The organism is Pantoea stewartii subsp. stewartii (assembly GCF_008801695.1).
Classification (GTDB): domain Bacteria; phylum Pseudomonadota; class Gammaproteobacteria; order Enterobacterales; family Enterobacteriaceae; genus Pantoea; species Pantoea stewartii.
Map to the genome: position 1 here is coordinate 17,018 of NZ_VZPF01000006.1, position 18,389 is coordinate 35,406.

Sequence of the window (18,389 nt, forward strand, 5' to 3'; positions counted from 1 at the left end):
GACAGTCGCGGCTTCGCGATACCGATGATGCCCGACTCTTCAATTTTAACGGCGCCGGTTTATCACCGGCACCCGGTTTAGGGAACGAAGGATGAGCTTCGTCGAATTCGCGAAATTTAACGTCACTGCCGCCTGAAAAACGCGTTACGGCAGGCATTCAGATAAATTCCTCAATCGCCTGGCGGTTACTCCAGGACTTGGTCAGGGCAGCAGCAGCGGCGGGCTCAAGCCAGCGCGCGGCAAGATGCTCGGTGAGCAGCAGGTCGCGCTCTGCGGGTAACGCCAGCCTGAACCAGTGTTCACGGTTATGCGTAATGCCCGGTGCGTAACGGTGGCGATAGTGCGGGAAAATTTCAAACTCGATCTGTTTGTGACAGTCTTCCAGCACTAACTTTTCGTCCGCAATGTTGATGGACAGCTCCTCTGACACCTCACGCTCGGCCGCCTGGCGCGGGGTCTCCCCGACTTCCAGGCTGCCTGTGACCGACTGCCAGAAGCTGGCATCATCACGTCGCTGCAGCATTAAGACCCGGCCAGTATCTTGCGCAAAAATCACCACCAGCACCGATACCGGATGTTTATTGCCCATTACTTGTTCTCTGACTTTTCTTTCTTCGGCGCCACCAGAATGCCCAGATCCAGCAACGCGGCAGGATTGGCTTCGCTCGGTGCTTCGGTCATCATGCACGCGGCGGCGGTGGTTTTCGGGAATGCGATAACATCGCGAATGTTATCGGTGCCGGTCAGCAGCATCGTCAGACGATCCAGACCAAACGCCAGGCCCGCGTGCGGTGGTGTACCGTATTTCAGCGCGTCAAGCAGGAAGCCAAACTTCAGGCGCTGCTCCTCTTCGGTGATCCCGAGGATACTGAACACCGTCTGCTGCATTTTGCTGTTGTGAATACGCACGGAACCGCCGCCCACTTCGTAGCCGTTAATCACCATGTCGTAGGCATTTGCCACCGCCTGAACCGGATCGCTGGCCAGCGCCTCTGCGGTCATGTCTTTCGGTGAGGTGAACGGATGGTGCATCGCAGCCAGACCGCCCTCTTCATCTTCCTCAAACATCGGGAAGTCGATTACCCACAGCGGTGCCCAGGCGTTTTCGTCGGTGATCCGCAAATCGCGGCCGACTTTCAGGCGCAGCGCACCCAGCGCATCCGCCACGACTTTCGCGCGATCGGCACCGAAGAAGATCAGGTCGCCATCCTGTGCGCCCGTGCGGTTCAGTATCGCTTCCACGATGTCGGCACTGAGGAACTTGGCCACCGGACTCTGCACGCCCTCGAAGCCGTTGGCACGTTCGTTAATCTTCATCCACGCCAGCCCTTTGGCCCCGTAGATTTCAACAAACTTGCCGTATTCGTCGATTTGCTTACGCGTCAGCGCCGCACCGCCGGGCACGCGCAGCGCAGCTACGCGGGCTTTCGGGTCATTAGCGGGACCCGCGAAGACCTGGAATTCGACGCTTTTCAGCAGATCGCCTACGTCCACCAGCTCCATCGGGTTGCGCAGGTCAGGCTTGTCCGAACCAAAGCGATGCATGGCTTCGGCAAAGGTCATCTGTGGAAACGCCCCCAGATCCACCCCTTTGATGTCCATCCACAGCTCACGAATCAGACGCTCCATCTTCTCACGCACCTGTTCGGCGGTCATGAAGGAGGTTTCAACGTCGATCTGGGTAAACTCTGGCTGACGATCAGCACGCAGGTCTTCATCACGGAAGCACTTAACGATCTGATAATAGCGGTCGAAGCCGGACATCATCAGCAGCTGCTTGAACAACTGCGGTGACTGCGGCAGCGCATAGAACTTCCCTTTGTGCACACGGCTGGGCACCAGATAGTCGCGCGCGCCTTCTGGCGTTGCTTTAGTCAGCATCGGCGTTTCAATATCCAGAAAGCCTTCGTTATCCATAAAGCGACGCACAAAGCTGGTGATTTTCGCACGGGTTTTCAAACGCTGCGCCATCTCCGGACGACGCAGGTCCAGATAGCGATACGTCAGACGCGCTTCTTCGCTGTTGGTCTGGTTAGAATCCAGCGGCAGAGGGTCAGCACGGTTGATGATGGTCAGCGCGTGGGCGAACACTTCCACGTCGCCGGTCGCCATGTCGCTGTTTCGGTTCTTTTCGTCACGGGCACGGACGGTACCGGTGATCTGGATACAGAATTCGTTACGCAGTTCAGATGCCAGCTGGAACGCTTCTTGATGATCGGCATCGAAAAACACCTGGGCGATGCCTTCACGGTCGCGCATATCGATAAAGATCAGGCTTCCCAGATCGCGACGGCGATTGACCCAGCCGCAAAGCGTAACTTGCTGACCCACATGAGACAGATTGAGCTGTCCACAATACTCTGTACGCATAACACTATCCTTTTAACTTCGCCGCTGCAGCAGACAGCACCAGGCCGCGTAACCTTATCAGGTGCTGTCGCAAAAAAGGCCGCTATTATAATTGAAAAAGGCTGACAGGATAAGTGGAGCCACGCTAAAGCACGGCATTTCCTGTTCCCTTTTCACCGGGTTGCGTCAATATACTGCCTTACAGGATAATTACCATCACACTCAACGACAGGAGTCAGGCGTGACACTTCGTATCGGTTTGCCGCAATGGCACCACGCACACTGGAAACGCTGGGGAATTGAAACCCTGGCGGACTACGCGCGTTATTTCCAGACCGTTGAGGGCAATACCACGCTGTATGCACTGCCGGATCCCGAAACCGTGTTGCGCTGGCGGGATATGACGCACGATCAGTTTCGCTTCTGTTTTAAATTCCCCAGCACAATCAGCCATCAGGCAGCACTGCAAAACACCGATGACTTACTGACCGACTTTTTTCGCCTGATGCATCCGCTTGCCGATCGCATCGGTCAGTACTGGCTCCAGTTGCCTGCCAGCTTTTCTCCCGCCCAACTCAGCGATCTGTGGCGTTTTCTGGATAGTCTGCCCGCCTCTTTTTCCTATGGCGTGGAAGTGCGACATGCCGCTTTTTTCGCGAAAGGTGAGGCTGAGCGCGCGCTGAATCGTGGCCTGCTCCAGCGCGGCGTCAATCGTGTGGTGCTGGACAGCCGTCCGGTTCACGCCTCAACGTCACAAAGCGCGGCGGCGCTGCACGCCCGCCAGCAAAAACCGCGCGTCCCGCCGCATGCGCTGTTAACAGGACCGCGCCCGATGATCCGCTTTGTCGGCAGCGATAGTCTTGAAGAAAGCCTGCCGCTGTTTCGCATCTGGCTGACGAAACTGGCTGAATGGCATACGCAAAGTGAACCGCTGGTCTTCATTCACACGCCCGACATGGGCCAGGTTTTTCCGCTGGTGCAGGCCTTGTGGCCTGAACTGCAAAAAATTGATGCCAGCATCGGTCCCGGGCCGGACTGGCCGCAACAGGATTCGCTATTCTGATAGCGACCGGCAGCATCACACCTCTGGCAAAAGTAAAAATAAGGAATCAATAATGATAAGCGCGTTATATGTGGTGATCGGGGCCTTACTGATCATGAAATTTACCCTGAATGTTGTGCGCTTACGGCGACAGCATCATGTGGCTTATGGCGATGGCGGTCATCACGATTTACATATGGCCATCCGGATTCACGGCAATGCCATTGAAACGATCCCGCTGGGGTTATTATTGCTGATTGTGCTGGAGATGAACGGCGCGAATATCTGGATGGTGCACCTGACCGGTATCCTGTTTTTCATTGGCCGGGTGTTGCATGCACAGGGCCTGCGCAACGATGTCATGAGCAAACGCAAATATGGCATGATGCTGACGTTATTCTCGCTGTCCGGTATGGTAATTTTTAACCTGATTCACCTGCCCTGGCCACTCTTGCTCAGCTTGCGTTAATGTTAACGGCGTAAAGGGTGCAGGCCGCGGCAGTTTCTGCCAGAATAGCGCCCTTTCCGCCGTCTCTTCGGATTTTCGTTATGTCTGATCGCGATCAACTCTTTTCTGCGCCCATTGAAAAACTGGGCGACTGGACGTTTGACGAGCGCGTGGCTGAAGTGTTTCCCGACATGATTCAGCGCTCAGTGCCGGGCTATTCCAACATCATTTCGATGATTGGCATGCTGGCAGAACGTTTCGTCCAGCCCAACAGCCAGGTATTTGACCTGGGCTGTTCACTAGGCGCTGCCACGCTCTCGGTGCGCCGCAATATTCATGTGCCCGGCTGTCAAATTATTGCTGTGGATAATTCGCCGGCCATGGTGGAGCGCTGCCGCCGTCATATCGATGCGTTTCGGGCGGATACGCCGGTTACGGTCGTCGAAGCGGATATCTGCGATATCGCCATTGAGAACGCGTCACTGGTGGTGCTCAATTTCACCCTGCAGTTTCTTGAACCGCCAGCCCGCCTGACGTTGCTGACCAAAATCTGGCAGGGGCTGAATCCCGGCGGCGCGTTGGTGCTCTCTGAGAAGTTCAGCTTTGAAGATCGTGACGTCGGTGAACTGTTGTTCAACATGCATCATGACTTTAAGCGCGCCAACGGCTACAGCGAACTGGAAATCAGCCAGAAACGCAGCATGCTGGAAAATGTGATGCTCACCGATAGCGTAGAAACGCACAAGGCGCGCCTGAAACAGGCCGGCTTTTCTCATGCTGAGCTGTGGTTTCAGTGTTTTAATTTTGGTTCGTTGGTGGCATTAAAATGATCGACTTTGGCCGTTTTTATCAGCAAATCGCCGTGGGTCCCCTGGCAAAATGGCTGGAGGTGCTGCCTGCGCAAATCAGCGAGTGGCAGCGTGAAAATCTGCACGGGCACTTCCGTGACTGGTACAAGTCGCTGGAATATTTACCCCAGCTGGAACCTCAGCGGCTGGACCTGCTGCACAGCGTCAGCGCCGATCGGGACGATATCAGCGATCGGCACCGTCAGGGCATTGAGAAACTGCTGCGTAATCTGATGCCCTGGCGCAAAGGCCCCTATTCGCTTTACGGCACCGAAATTAATACGGAATGGCGCTCAGACTGGAAATGGGATCGCGTGCTGCCACACATCTCCTCGTTAGCCGGACGCACTGTACTGGATGTGGGCTGTGGCAGTGGCTACCATATGTGGCGCATGATCGGGGCAGGCGCGCACCTTGTGGTCGGTATCGATCCCATGCAGCTGTTTCTGTGCCAGTTCGAAGCCGTCCACAAGCTGTTAAATGACGACCGCCGCGCCCACCTGCTGCCGCTCGGCATCGAACAGCTGCCGGTGCTTCAGGCGTTCGATACCGTGTTTTCCATGGGCGTGCTTTATCACCGCCGTTCGCCGCTGGATCATCTGATGCAGCTGAAAAATCAGTTAGTGAGCGGCGGCGAACTGGTCCTGGAAACGCTGGTGATTGAAGGCGATGTGAATCAGGTGCTGGTGCCGGGCGAACGCTATGCTCAGATGCGCAACGTCTACTTTATCCCCTCCGCCGAGGCACTGAAAAGCTGGCTGGAGAAATGCGGCTTTGTCGATGTGCGCATTGTGGACTTTGCCGTAACGACCACAGATGAACAGCGCCGGACCGACTGGATGACCAGCGAATCGCTGGCGGAATTCCTTGATCCTGCGGACAGCAGCAAAACCGTTGAAGGTTATCCCGCACCGCTGCGTGCGGTGCTGGTCGCCACAAAGCCGTAATGCTCAGCGGCGAGACAGCGCCAGTTTCGCCGCGAAGCCAATAAAGACGCAGCCCGTCAAACGATCCATGATTGTCAACACGCGTGGCTTCCTGAGCTGTGCCGCAAAATAGTGACTGCTGCCAATCAGCACGCTGCTCCAGATCAATCCAGTCACCATATGTGTCAGGGCCATCAGGGTGCACCAGACCGGGACCGAGCCGCCCTGAGGAATAAACTGCGGTAAAAATGTTACGTAGAAAACGCCCACTTTAGGATTCAACAGATTCCCCAGTAACCCACGCAGAAAGCAGGCCAGATGCGTTTGCTGCGACGGCGTTTCGGCGGGCAGCGCTGCATTCTGCCGACGCGGATGCCACAGTAACCTGACGCCCAGCCAGAGCAGATAGGCTGCGCCAGCCCACTTCAGCAGGTTATACGCCGTTTCCGATGCCAGCAGCAGCGCCCCCAGCCCCAGCCCGACAGCAATGCCCCACGACAGACAGCCCGTCGCCACGCCCAGCGCGGTCGCACTGGCTCGTCGCCAGCCCTGTGCCGCCGCCGATCGCAAAATTAATGCCGTATCGAACCCCGGCGTCAGGGTCAAAATGATGATCGCAAACAGAAAAGAGAGGAATGAAGTCGTCACAGGCGTACTCCTGATTAGAAGTGCTTAACAATAACAAGCGTTTTTCACGCTGTACAGACAGCCAGGCGCGATTAACTGCTACGCTTTTTAGTGGCGTTATTAGCGGGCCGGTAACGGTCTCAATTGAAAAACCAGGAGCTACGATCATGAGTAAATTTATTTACTCTTCGCCTCGCAAATATGTACAAGGTGCGGGCGTGCTCGATGAACTGGGAGAGTATGTCACGGAATTGGGCAATCACGCTTTCGTGGTGGCTGACGATGTCGTCTGGGGGCTGATTGGTGAGCGGGCGCAATCTACGCTGGAAAAAGCGGGCATTACCCTCAGCCGTCAGCAGTTCAATGGCGAAGCCTCCAGTAATGAAATTACCCGGTTAAGTCAGCATGCGCAGCAGCAGGGCTGTAACGTGGTGATTGGTTTGGGTGGCGGCAAAACGCTGGATACGGTAAAAGCCGTGGCCGATGAACTCAAACAGCCGGTAGTGATTGTGCCCACCATTGCCTCAACCGATGCGCCCTGTAGCGCGCTGTCTGTTATCTATTCCGACAGTGGCGTTTTTGAAAGCTACCGTTTCTACAGTAAAAATCCCGATCTGGTGTTAATTGATACCGCCGTGTGCGCCGCCGCGCCCGCCCGCCTGTTCGCGTCCGGCATCGCCGATGGTCTGGCGACCTGGGTGGAAGCCCAGACGGTGGCCCGTAGCCATGCGAAATCGATGGTCAATGGCGATCCGACTATTGCCGGTCTTGCCATTGCCCGGGCCTGTGAAGAGACGCTGCTGACGTGGGGCTACAGTGCCTATATCGCCGTCTCGGAAAAACGCGTCACGCCAGCGGTAGAAGCGGTAGTGGAGGCCAATACATTGCTGTCCGGTTTAGGCTTTGAAAACGCCGGTCTGGCAGGTGCGCACGCGATTCATAACGGATTCACCGCAATTGACGGCGATATCCACCATCTTACTCACGGTGAAAAAGTGGCCTACGGTACGTTAACTCAGATGGTGCTTGAGCAGCGTCCCGATGAAGAAATTGCCCGCTACATCCGCTTCTACCGTTCGATCAATATGCCGACCACGTTAAAAGAGATGCATCTGGACGGGGTGAGCTGGGAAAATCTGGTAAAAATCGGCGCGCTGGCGAACAGCGAAGGCGATACGTTGAAAAACCTCAATCCTAACCTGGCACCGGAACAGATCGCCCATGCGCTGCTGGGCCTGGATGCATTCAGTAAAACGGTAAAATAGGGGCTATTCTGTCACCTCAGTGGGTTTGTCCCAGTACTGATACTTATAAACCGCACTGAGGTGACGCTGCACCGTGCCTTTCTCAAAAACTTCGGTTTCATTCAGGTAACTCAGGGTGCAGTTGCCCTTGTCATCCCAGAACTGGCATTCATCCACGGTGCGCAGAGTGCTGACGTCGGTTGATGCCGTGCCGTTCAGGCGCAGCTCCCGCCCTTTATCGTCATAGGTATAGGTGTCTTTTCGCCGGGCAGAGGTGGTGCGGGTGACGAGGCCCTGCGGACTCCACGCGTAACGGTATTCCCCGTTGCTGACGGGATCGGTTCCGCGCGCAATGCTTTTCAGCAAACGATAGTGTTTATCGTAGCGGTACGTGGTGTCCGTGAATCCCGATTTGCCCATGCTGATGAATTTGTCTGAGGCGCTGATAATATTGCCGTTTTTTCCCTTGTGCCAGTTGATGGTGCCTTGTCGGTTATCCACCACCACTTCCTTTCCCTGTTTCAGTACTTTTACCAGATACGCATATTCGGCCACCCAACCTTCCTGCACACGCACCAGATGTTGTTCCATGCTCAGAATGACGTTACGCTCATTTTTGTCATAACTGATATCCGCCACCAGCAGGTCGCCACAGGGATCAAACTGCCCCAGCACCCGCTTTTTCGAATTGACGTCTTTGCCAAACTCCCCTGCGACAACCTGACGTACCGCCCCTTTCGCACTGCCGCCCAACAGAATCCAGTTATTACTGTCAGAGACCGCTTTACTGTTTGATTTGCACGCGGCAAAGGTTAAGGGCGCATGGCATCCCATCACGGTGAGAACAGCGGAAAGCAGAATGCATCGCATGGCAGGGCCTCTGACATCAATGTCGATTAGGGTTAAGCTGATGACCCGCAAACGGGGGAACAGAACAGGGAAAGCAAAGCCGCGTTGACGGCAAACGGCGACACAGAATGCACGCAATGCGTTGTTTCAACATCCACTATAGCGGAATACCGGACAAAAAATACCCCAGCAAATGTGCTGGGGTTTGGTACTTGCAAACATCACGTCATCAATCGGCGTGCTGCGCGGCAAAACTGGTTATGAGTCAGGCCACCCGGGCGGTATTCATTTGCATGACACTTTTCATTGCCTCTACAACATCACCATCGACGCAGTAACGGCTGAACTCATCAATTTCGGCTTCGGAACACATAGAAACACCCGCTTTGCGGTAACGCATCGGTGATGCCACCAGGTGGCTTGCCGAGCTGTGTACCTCACGAATATCTGCATCAAGAAACTTTTGCAGGTTACTTAAACGAACGCCAGCACCTGCCATAATGATAGGACCGCTGCTGTATTCATTAAGTTCCCTCAATAATGCAATTCCGTTTTCCACACTCTGCTGCTGCCCGGAAGTGAGGATACGTTTCACGCCAAAATCGGTTAAAACATCGAGCGAACGTTTTGGCCGGTGGCAGAGATCGAAGGCGCGATGGAAGGTCACCGCCATGCCGTCGCACAGCGCCATGATCTGCCGCATCTGCCCCACATGAATATGGGCATCTTCATCCAGCATCCCTAACACTAGGCCCGGAAAGCCCAGCTCGCGAATCCGCGCGACATCCGATTTCATTGCCTCGAACTCCCGGCTGGAATAGCAAAAATCTCCGCCGCGCGGGCGGACAATAGGATGCACCGGAACAGAAATGTCACGACGGGCGACTTCCAGCATGCCAGCAGAAGGTGTCAGGCCGCCTTCACGCGGTGCCGCACAGAGTTCAATTCGATCGGCCCCCGCCTGTTGAGCGGTTAAGGCACAATCCACCCCATAGCAACAAATTTCCAGTGTGGTCATTCTCTTCTCCTTTACATGACGTCCTGTTCACGCCAAATTCGTCAGGTATGCTTATCCCTTAGAACACTTTACGTGGAAAACTAACTATGACATTCAATTTTGACCAACGGATAGACCGCCGTCACAGTGATAGCCTTAAATGGCACAAATATGCGGGCCAGGATATTCTGCCGTTGTGGGTAGCGGATACGGATTTCCGATCGCCTGCCCCCATCATTGAGGCCATTAAAGCCCGCGTTGATCATGGTGTTTTCGGCTATGGCGATAAGCCTCAGGGATTTATCGATGCGCTGATTGCCCGCTGTAAATCACGCTATCACTGGGAAGTTAAACCGGAATGGGTGGTCGTGTTGCCCGGCGTAGTCTGCGGGTTAAATCTGGCCGTGCGGGCGTTTACCGCGCCGCACCAGGGTACCGTCGCGCCGCATCCCATTTATCCCCCTTTCCGTTCAGCCGCGAAGCTGGCTGAACGTGATCAGTTGAATCTGCCTCTGACGTTGCAGGAAGGCCACTGGGTCATGGATCTCACTGCAGCAGACGGCCACATGCAGGACAAAACCTTGCTGATGCTTTGCAATCCGCAGAATCCTGGCGGCACGGTTTACCGCCGGGAAGAACTTGAAGCGCAGCTGGCCTTTGCGCAGCACCATGATTTAATCGTCTGCTCTGACGAAATTCATTGCGATTTACTGTTAACGCCGGGGCTGCAACATATCCCCTTTGCCTCCCTGAGTGATGATGCGGCCCAACGGAGCATTACGCTGCTTTCGCCATCCAAAACCTTCAATATTGCCGGGCTGGGCGCTTCCGTCGCTGTGATCCCGGATCCTGAACTACGGGCGCGATTCACCGCCGTGCGCCAGGGCATTGTGCCCTCAGTCGATATTCTGGCCCTGGTTGCGGCGGAAGTCGCCTGGCGGGCCTGTGATGACTGGCTTGATGCCCAGCTTGATTATCTGCGCGGCAACCGGGACTGGCTGGTTTCCGAAGTCAATGCGCTGCCCGGCCTCAAAATGACCTCTCCGGAAGGCAGTTATCTGGGCTGGATCGATGCGCGTGAACTCCAGGTTGCCAGCCCGGCGCTGTACTTTGAAAAACACGGGCTTGGCTTCTCGCCAGGGCGCGACTTTGGTGATGACGGCTTTGTACGGATCAATTTCGGTTGTCCCCGCGCCTTGCTGGAAGAAGCCGTCAGACGGCTCAGACGCGCGGTTGAAGCCCGGGGCTAGCGCTGTTCACTGGCCACAATCTCGTCCAGTCGCCATGGGTGAAACTTAATCGTGGTTTCCCCATCGGTCACTGCCAGCGTAGGATTCGGCAGACGCTCGTTTTCCCCTTTCGGTGAGCTGGTTTTGAATGAAATACCCGGCTGTGTGAGTGCCTGATCGGACAGCAGCGCCATGGCACGCATGCCCAGTGTTTCAGGCTCGCCTCGTAATACCACCTCAATATGTTCCCAGCGCTCGTGGCGGTAACGTTTTTCACCCGGCCAGGGCAGCTCAACGACGTCTATCGCCCAGCCGGCAATCATTAACGGTTGGTGCAGCTTAAATAAACATACCGGTCGTCCGTTAATCATCGCCGCCGAGAACTGCTCCCCGAGTTGCAAAAACCCTTTTTGCCAGCGTTCGGCCGTCGCATTCTGATGACACCGCACGGCCACATGATCGACGTCGAGGTCTGTGGGGTTTAATCCCAGACGCTGTGAAAAATTTTGTAACCGTTCTTCGAAAGCCGCTAAATCGGCCTGTAAATCGTCAAGTTCGGGTGGAAATATCATGCTCACCGTAAGCTGTCTCCTCACTTTTTTATGACCAGGGAATGCCGTAACTCATTGTTACTGAACTATCGTAATGAACAAAAGGGTAAGATTCATCTTATTTGGCGGGCGTTTTACGAGAAAAGCAAAAAATTAACGCTTTTAATTCAGATTAATCTTCTGGTTAGATCCACCTTTTCGGTGACAAAAGCAACTTAAGTTACTGTTTTGCATGGTTATCATTAACACAATAAGATAAGTCTTACCTATTAAATTTGCATTAACACTATTATAAGGAAAGTTTTTATGACGATGCTCATCGTAGTTGCCATCTTAATTGCACTGATGGGGTTTGCCCTTGCGCGCCACTGGAAGGTACGTGCAGACAAAAGTGTTAAAAACGCGCGCCGCGCGCGTCGTCGCTAATCTCTGCGGGAAACATCTTCGGCTCTGTTTCCCTGCCTTTATCCCGCTACTGACTCACGCTGACAATTCACGTATACTTTTTCCCTCATTTTTTCCTTTTGCCGGGCCAGGACCTGTGGTCATTGCACCCGGCAGAATCATGACGACAGCCCGCTGCCCAAATAGCGTGCTTTTCTCTGCATATGTAAGGTAACCCGGTGAATATTCAGGCGCTTCTTTCCGCAAAAGTCAGTCAGGCAATGGTGCTGGCTGGTGCTCCCTCCGATTGTGAACCTCAGGTTCGTCAGTCGGCTAAAGTTCAGTTTGGTGATTATCAGGCTAACGGCATCATGGCCGTGGCGAAAAAACTGGGCCAGGCGCCACGACAATTAGCTGAAACCGTGATTCAACATCTGGACCTCACTGGCATTGCCAGCAAAGTTGAGATCGCGGGGCCGGGCTTTATCAACATTTTCCTGGATCGTCAGTGGCTGGCCGACCATGCCCGGCAGGCGCTGAATCATCCGCGCCTTGGCGTGAACCCGGTCGAACCACAGACAATCGTCGTGGACTACTCTGCCCCCAACGTGGCGAAAGAGATGCACGTCGGCCATGTGCGTTCCACTATCATTGGCGACGCCGCGGTGCGCACCCTCGAGTTCCTGGGTCACAACGTGATCCGCGCGAACCATGTGGGCGACTGGGGCACGCAGTTCGGCATGCTGATTGCGTTTCTTGAAAAACAGCAAAATGAAAACCACGCGGAGATGGCGCTGGCGGATTTAGAAGGTTTTTACCGTGAAGCCAAGCGTACTTACGATGAAGATCCTGAGTTTGCAGAGCGTGCGCGCGGCTATGTCGTGAAGTTGCAAGGCGGTGACGACTACTGCCGTCAGATGTGGAAAAAGCTGGTTGATATCACCATGACGCAAAACCAGCATATCTACAACCGTCTGAACGTCACCCTGACGCGTGATGATGTGATGGGTGAGAGCCTCTATAACGACATGCTGCCGGAAATTGTGGCCGATCTGAAAGCCAAAGGTCTGGCCGTCGAGAGTGAAGGCGCCACCGTGGTATTCCTGGAAGAATTCCAGAATAAAGAAGGTGAGCCGATGGGCGTGATCATCCAGAAAAAGGATGGCGGCTATCTTTACACCACCACCGATATTGCCTGTGCCAGGTATCGCTATGAAACCCTGCATGCGGACCGCGTAATTTACTACATCGACTCACGTCAGCATCAGCATTTACAGCAGGCGTGGACCATTGTCCGTAAAGCCGGCTATGTGCCTGCGTCCGTTCCACTTGAACATCATGCGTTCGGTATGATGTTGGGTAAAGATGGCCGTCCGTTTAAAACCCGCAGTGGCGGCACCATTAAGCTGTCAGATTTGCTGGATGAAGCCTATGAACGCGCCTACACGCTGGTACGCGAGAAAAACCCGGACATGACGGAAGAGGAAGTCAGCACACTCGCGGAAGTCGTCGGCATCAGCGCCGTGAAATATGCCGATCTGTCAAAAAGCCGCACCACTGATTACATTTTTGACTGGGATAATATGCTGGCGTTTGAGGGCAATACGGCGCCTTACATGCAATATGCTTATACGCGCGTTCTGTCCGTGTTCCGTAAAGCCGGTATCGACGCCGATGCGATTCAGGCAGAAATCGTGCTGACGGATGACCGTGAAGCCCTGCTGGCAACGCGTTTACTGCAGTTTGAAGAGGTCATTACCCAGGTGGCACGCGATGGCACACCGCATGTGATGTGTGCCTATTTGTACGATCTGGCGGGCCTGTTCTCCGGCTTCTACGAGCACTGTCCGATTCTGGCCGCAGAGGACGACGTGACGCGCCTGAGCCGTTTACAGATTGCGGCACTGACCGCAAAAACCCTGAAACTGGGCCTGGATACGCTGGGGATCAAAACGGTCGATCGCATGTAATCTGTTAAGGCGCTGAGAGCTGACTGTTCTCAGCGCCTGCCTCAACCTCGCCATTCCCGCTCTGCCCGCCACCCGCACAATTTTCCTTCGTGTAGCGTCATCTTTGCCATTGCCCTCCCTGTCTCCACGATACAAAGGCGTTAATTCGTATTTCAGCACCAGAGATGATCGCAGCACGCGCCGTGCAAACCCGCTCAGGCAACCCTGATGTCGCGTATATCAAGGTCCTGTCGGGACAAGATCCTTTTCTTATTCCCGCGCTCTACTATAAGCCCGCGTTTTATCAGGTTTAACGTGTTAACGAGAAAGGAAGAATAAGTTGATGTTAAGAAAAGCGTTTGCCGAGCTGTTCGGCACCTTCTGGCTGGTATTCGGAGGCTGCGGCAGCGCCCTGCTCGCCGCGAATTTTCCCCAAACCGGGATTGGGTTTGTGGGCGTGTCTCTGGCATTTGGCCTCGCCGTACTGACAATGGCCTTTGCGGTAGGCCACATTTCGGGCGGTCACTTTAATCCCGCCGTCACCCTGGGCTTATGGGCCGGTGGCCGCATCGACAGCAAGACCATCTTGCCCTACATCGTGGCACAGATGGCTGGCGGTATTGCGGCGGCGGGCGTGCTGTATCTGATCGTCAGTGGTCAGGCTGACTTTACGATGGCAGATAAGGGTTTCGCTGCCAACGGCTTTGCGGCGCACTCGCCAGGCCGCTATTCCCTCTGTGCGGCCGTCATCACCGAACTCGTACTCAGCGCGTTCTTCCTGATGGTTATTCAGGGTGCGACGGATAAACGCGCGCCGGCGGGTTTCGCTCCCATTGCGATTGGTCTGGCATTAACGCTCATTCACTTAATCAGTATCCCGGTAACCAATACCTCGGTGAATCCGGCACGCAGTACCGCGATGGCTGTTTTTCAGGGAGGCTGGGCGTTACGGCAGCTGTGGGTTTTCTGGCTGGTACCGATAGCGGGTGGCGTTGCGGGGGGATGGCTTTACCGCTTTCTGCTGCAAAAAGACGCGTAGCCTGAACCGCGTTATGACATCGGGAGTGATCGGGCAGACCGACAGCATCAGTCTCTTGATGATGCTTGTCAGTCTGCCATGAACAGGGCGAAAAAGGCTTAGTGGTAGTTGACCGTCACCGCTGTGCTGACGACCTTCAGCCCCGGCGGCAAACTTCCGCCACTGGCGAAGCCAAACACCATATGTAACGTTTCACCGGCGGCGACCTCAGCCAGACCGCGTGTGCTGCCGCTGGCACCGTCCAGTTCGGTACAACGCTGTTCTGCACAGAGCCGGACCTGTAAACCGGAAGGCACCGGTTGGGTAAACTGATAACGCCAGTTCACCACGGTGATCGCCCCACTGACCTGACCTGGCGGGGTCAGCGGCTGCGACGACTGCCAGCTTCCCCGGTTCGCCATCAGTGGACCCGCCGCGCTGGCGCTCCAGGCACCGTCAGCGGCTTGAGCAAACAGCGGAAGCAGCAGCGAAAACAGCATTAGCGATCTCATTGTTTGCCACCGATGGTTGCGGTCATGCGAATCTGACGGTTATCGCTTAATTCCATATTGGACAGCACCACCAGCTGCGGCATGTTACGGCGCAGGAAGCGTGCCAGTAAGGCGCGTAACGGATGATTGACCAGCAGGACAGGCGGCGCGCCCATCATTTCCTGCCGTTGCAGGGCCTCCTGCGTCTGGGCTAACAGCCGATCGGCCAGGCCTGGCTCAAGTCCGCCACCGCCCTGCAAGGCCTGCAGCAGCAGGCGCTCCAGTGTCGCATCCAGGCCAATCACCTGCACTTCACCCGTGCCCGGGAACCACTGCTGCGTAATCGCTCTGCCCAGCGCCACGCGCACCACGCTGGTGAGTTCCTGCGGATCGCTTTGAACCGGCGCATGCTCTGCCAGGGTTTCAATAATGGTGCGCATATCACGAATCGAAACGCGCTCAACCAGCAGGTTCTGCAGGACTTTGTGCAGCGTTGTCAGCGTAATCACGCCAGGCACTAAATCTTCGGTCAGTTTCGGCATCTCTGAGGAGACGCGGTCCAGCAGTTGCTGCGCTTCCTGACGGCCAAACAACTCACTGGCGTACTGGCCAATCAGATGATTAAGGTGCGTCGCCACAACGGTACTGGCTTCTACTACGGTAAAGCCCTGAATCTGGGCCTGCTCTTTGAGCGCACCGTCAATCCACACCGCCGCCAGGCCAAAGGCAGGATCGACGGTTGCTTCACCCGGCAAGGTACCCGTGGCTGTGCCGGGGTTAATCGCCATCCAGCGTCCGGGATAGGCATCACCGCTGCCGATCTCCACGCCTTTCATTAAAATGCGGTAGCGCGCGGGTGGCAATTCCATGTTGTCACGGATATGCACCACCGGCGGCAGAAAGCCGACATCCTGCGCCACTTTTTTACGGATACTGCGGATACGACCAAGCAACTCACCGTTCTGGTTGTGATCGACCATCGGAATCAGGCGGTAACCCACTTCCATGCCCAGCGTGTCTTCAAGCTGCACATCAGTCCAGGAGGCTTCGGCAGAGGCAGGCGTTTCCATGGATTTTGCGATGCTGCTCGGCGATTCGACATTCTTCTTCGGCTGCATCTCGCGGCCACGTAACCACGCCAGCCCCAGTAAGGCCGCCGTAAACAGCAGGAACACAAAGTTAGGCATGCCCGGCACAAGCCCCAGCAAACCGATTACGCCGGCACTCAGCATGAGGACGCGCGGATCTTTGAACAGTTGCCCGACCATCTGCTCGCCGACGTCCTGGTCGGTTGCCACGCGCGTCACGATAAAACCCGCCGCGGTAGAGATGACCAGCGCAGGGATTTGTGCGACCAGACCGTCACCGATGGTTAACAGCGTATAGGTTTCTGCCGCGTGGCCCGCATCCATACCATGCTGAACGATCCCCACCAGTAAACCACCGATCACGTTGATGACCATGATCAAAATACCGGCGATGGCATCCCCGCGTACAAACTTACTGGCACCGTCCATCGAACCGTAAAAGTCCGCTTCCTGAGTCACTTCGGCGCGACGACGCTTCGCTTCATCTTCGCCAATCAGACCCGCATTCAGGTCGGCGTCGATAGCCATCTGCTTACCCGGCATCCCGTCAAGCACAAAGCGCGCACCCACTTCGGCGATACGGCCCGCACCTTTGGTGATAACCATAAAGTTGATGATCACCAGGATGATAAACACCACGATCCCGATGGCGAAGTTTCCGCCAACCAGGAAGTGGCCAAAGGCTTCCACCACCCGTCCCGCCGCCGCGGCACCGGTATGCCCTTCCAGCAAAATAATACGCGTAGAGGCTACGTTCAGCGACAGGCGCAGCAGGGTCGAAAACAGCAGAATGGTGGGAAAGGCCGCAAACTCCAGCGTGCGCTGGGTAAACATGGCGACCAGCAGCACCATAATCGACAAGGCAATGTTAAAGGTAAACAGCAGATCAAGGATAAACGGCGGTAAGGGCAGAACCATCATCGACAAAATCATGATGATCAGCACCGGACCCGCAAGGACCTGCCATTGCATGTCTTTGAAGTTGCCTGGAAGGCGTAGTTTAGCGGCCAGATTAGCCATCGTTTTTGCTCTCTCCTGCAAAGTCCATCTCTGCCGGGACCGGCAGGTCTTTAGGTTTTACGGGCACCAGGCCACCTTCGCGCTTCCAGCGGCGAAGCTGCCAGACCCAGGCCAACACTTCCGCGACGGCCGCATAAAGGGCGCCAGGAATGTGTTGCCCGATTTCGGTATGACGGTATAACGCACGCGCCAGCGGCGGTGCTTCCAGAACCGGAATGCGGTGTTCTGCGCCCAGTTCACGAATGCGTAAGGCGATCTCGCCAGCGCCTTTGGCAATAACCTTGGGCGCACTCATTTTCTTCTCGTTATATTGCAGCGCAACCGAATAGTGTGTTGGGTTGGTAACGATCACGTCGGCCTTGGGCACATCGGCCATCATGCGACGACGGGCTGCCGCACGCATCTGCTGACGAATGCGCCCTTTCACGTGCGGGTCACCTTCCTGCTGCTTGTGCTCATCGCGAATTTCCTGACGTGACATCCGCAATTTTTTAAAGTGGCTGTAAAGCTGCCAGAAAACGTCGTATCCCACCATGGGGATCAGGCCGAGCATAACCAGCGCACAACAGATAGCGATCATGTCCATGCCATGGATCAGGGCTGTGGTCGGCGACTCGGCAATCAGCCGAAGCATATCGGGCCAGTGCGTCCAGATGTACCAGCCTGCCACGCAGCCCACCAGAATGGTTTTCAGAATGCCTTTAAACAGCTCCGTCCAGGCCTGCGCGGCGAACATGCGTTTGAAGCCTGGCAACGGGTTCAGCTTGCTAAAATCCACTTTGATGGATTTGCCGCTGATGACCACGCCGCCCAGCAGCATCGGTGAAGCAATGGCCACCAGAACCAGCCCGCCCAGAAGCGGCAGAAGCGCGGCAATAGCCTGCATGATCAGATTACCGACGTGGGCGATGATAATTTTGTCATCGGTCACCATGCCGTGGTCGAAACTGAGTCCGGTTGACACCATTGCCGCCAGTCGATGGGCCATTGCCGTTCCGCCAACCCATAAAATCATGATGCCTGCCAACAGCATCAATAGTGAGGTTAACTCGCGCGAACGCGGAATCTGGCCCTCTTCACGCGCTTTTTCAAGTCGGTGGGCCGTGGCCGATTCTGTTTTGTCCTCATCACTGTTTTCTGACACCACAAACCTCGGTTGGCAGGAATTCTGAGCATAGAATGCCAAATTTGAGTTTGGTTAAAGCGTGGATAAAACGTGAAAAACACATGCTCTTTCACGGATAGCAAAAGAGAAAAGCGGAGTGGCCCGCGGTGAGCAGGCCACTTTTCAGAAGGGACCATCGCAATGTCGCGATGGCGAGACAGCCA

17 protein-coding genes are annotated in these 18,389 nt (G+C 55.4%); 8 read left to right on the top strand and 9 right to left on the bottom strand.

Annotated elements, in window-relative coordinates:
- Positions 1-157: 157 nt before the first annotated feature.
- Positions 158-589 carry a dihydroneopterin triphosphate diphosphatase gene (gene nudB, locus F7Q90_RS02680; protein WP_006120266.1) on the bottom strand — a complete coding sequence of 144 codons (432 nt, stop codon included), beginning with the start codon at positions 587-589 and terminating at the stop codon, positions 158-160.
- Complete coding sequence (gene aspS / locus F7Q90_RS02685) at positions 589-2,370, bottom strand: aspartate--tRNA ligase (RefSeq protein ID WP_006120265.1); 1,782 nt, start codon at positions 2,368-2,370, stop codon at positions 589-591. Before aspS ends, nudB begins: the two co-directional genes overlap by 1 nt.
- A gap of 220 nt (positions 2,371-2,590) precedes the next feature.
- Here aspS and F7Q90_RS02690 point away from each other — a divergent pair, with 220 nt between their 5' ends.
- The 4 genes from F7Q90_RS02690 (at position 2,591) to cmoB (ending at position 5,634) form a co-directional block, all read left to right on the top strand.
- Positions 2,591-3,412, top strand: coding sequence for a DUF72 domain-containing protein (locus tag F7Q90_RS02690; RefSeq protein WP_006120264.1), 822 nt, complete (start codon positions 2,591-2,593; stop codon positions 3,410-3,412).
- A gap of 52 nt (positions 3,413-3,464) precedes the next feature.
- Complete coding sequence (locus F7Q90_RS02695; protein WP_006120263.1) at positions 3,465-3,860, top strand: MAPEG family protein; 396 nt, start codon at positions 3,465-3,467, stop codon at positions 3,858-3,860.
- A gap of 80 nt (positions 3,861-3,940) precedes the next feature.
- Complete coding sequence (gene cmoA, locus F7Q90_RS02700) at positions 3,941-4,669, top strand: carboxy-S-adenosyl-L-methionine synthase CmoA (RefSeq protein WP_006120262.1); 729 nt, start codon at positions 3,941-3,943, stop codon at positions 4,667-4,669.
- Positions 4,666-5,634 carry a tRNA 5-methoxyuridine(34)/uridine 5-oxyacetic acid(34) synthase CmoB gene (gene cmoB, locus F7Q90_RS02705; RefSeq protein ID WP_151160780.1) on the top strand — a complete coding sequence of 323 codons (969 nt, stop codon included), beginning with the start codon at positions 4,666-4,668 and terminating at the stop codon, positions 5,632-5,634. Before cmoA ends, cmoB begins: the two co-directional genes overlap by 4 nt.
- 3 nt (positions 5,635-5,637) lie before the next feature.
- Here cmoB and F7Q90_RS02710 read toward each other — a convergent pair whose 3' ends face one another.
- Positions 5,638-6,261 (bottom strand): LysE family translocator, encoded by a 624-nt coding sequence (locus F7Q90_RS02710; protein ID WP_006120260.1) that lies wholly within the window; start codon positions 6,259-6,261, stop codon positions 5,638-5,640.
- 146 nt (positions 6,262-6,407) lie between these two features.
- On the opposite strand from F7Q90_RS02710, the gene F7Q90_RS02715 reads away from it, so the two are divergent.
- Positions 6,408-7,505, top strand: coding sequence for a glycerol dehydrogenase (locus F7Q90_RS02715; protein ID WP_006120259.1), 1,098 nt, complete (start codon positions 6,408-6,410; stop codon positions 7,503-7,505).
- A 3-nt stretch (positions 7,506-7,508) separates the two neighbouring features.
- On the opposite strand, the gene F7Q90_RS02720 is transcribed toward F7Q90_RS02715, so the two are convergent.
- Both F7Q90_RS02720 and cutC read right to left on the bottom strand, forming a co-directional pair.
- Positions 7,509-8,354, bottom strand: coding sequence for a hypothetical protein (locus F7Q90_RS02720; protein WP_006120258.1), 846 nt, complete (start codon positions 8,352-8,354; stop codon positions 7,509-7,511).
- Positions 8,355-8,598: 244 nt separating this feature from the next.
- Positions 8,599-9,351: a copper homeostasis protein CutC gene (gene cutC / locus F7Q90_RS02730; RefSeq protein ID WP_006120257.1), complete on the bottom strand. Its 753-nt coding sequence runs from the start codon at positions 9,349-9,351 to the stop codon at positions 8,599-8,601.
- Positions 9,352-9,437: 86 nt separating this feature from the next.
- On the opposite strand from cutC, the gene F7Q90_RS02735 reads away from it, so the two are divergent.
- Positions 9,438-10,580, top strand: coding sequence for a MalY/PatB family protein (locus F7Q90_RS02735; RefSeq protein WP_006120256.1), 1,143 nt, complete (start codon positions 9,438-9,440; stop codon positions 10,578-10,580).
- Here F7Q90_RS02735 and F7Q90_RS02740 read toward each other — a convergent pair.
- Entirely contained in the window at positions 10,577-11,137 is a 561-nt protein-coding gene (locus F7Q90_RS02740) for a VOC family protein (protein WP_006120255.1), read from the bottom strand. The genes F7Q90_RS02735 and F7Q90_RS02740 overlap by 4 nt on opposite strands.
- A gap of 596 nt (positions 11,138-11,733) precedes the next feature.
- On the opposite strand from F7Q90_RS02740, the gene argS reads away from it, so the two are divergent.
- Both argS and aqpZ read left to right on the top strand, forming a co-directional pair.
- On the top strand, positions 11,734-13,464 hold the full coding sequence (gene argS, locus F7Q90_RS02745; RefSeq protein WP_006120253.1) for an arginine--tRNA ligase: 1,731 nt from the start codon (positions 11,734-11,736) through the stop codon (positions 13,462-13,464).
- A gap of 322 nt (positions 13,465-13,786) precedes the next feature.
- On the top strand, positions 13,787-14,482 hold the full coding sequence (aqpZ, locus tag F7Q90_RS02750; RefSeq protein WP_006120251.1) for an aquaporin Z: 696 nt from the start codon (positions 13,787-13,789) through the stop codon (positions 14,480-14,482).
- Between the two features lie 98 nt (positions 14,483-14,580).
- On the opposite strand, the gene flhE is transcribed toward aqpZ, so the two are convergent.
- Genes flhE through flhB form a run of 3 tightly spaced genes read right to left on the bottom strand, consistent with a single transcriptional unit; the run spans position 14,581 to position 18,204 of the window.
- On the bottom strand, positions 14,581-14,973 hold the full coding sequence (gene flhE / locus F7Q90_RS02755; protein ID WP_006120250.1) for a flagellar protein FlhE: 393 nt from the start codon (positions 14,971-14,973) through the stop codon (positions 14,581-14,583).
- Positions 14,970-17,060, bottom strand: a complete 2,091-nt coding sequence (gene flhA / locus F7Q90_RS02760) for a flagellar biosynthesis protein FlhA (RefSeq protein ID WP_006120249.1) — start codon at positions 17,058-17,060, stop codon at positions 14,970-14,972. Before flhA ends, flhE begins: the two co-directional genes overlap by 4 nt.
- On the bottom strand, positions 17,053-18,204 hold the full coding sequence (flhB, locus tag F7Q90_RS02765; protein WP_006120248.1) for a flagellar biosynthesis protein FlhB: 1,152 nt from the start codon (positions 18,202-18,204) through the stop codon (positions 17,053-17,055). The genes flhA and flhB overlap by 8 nt, the downstream gene beginning before the upstream one ends.
- Positions 18,205-18,389: the final 185 nt, after the last annotated feature.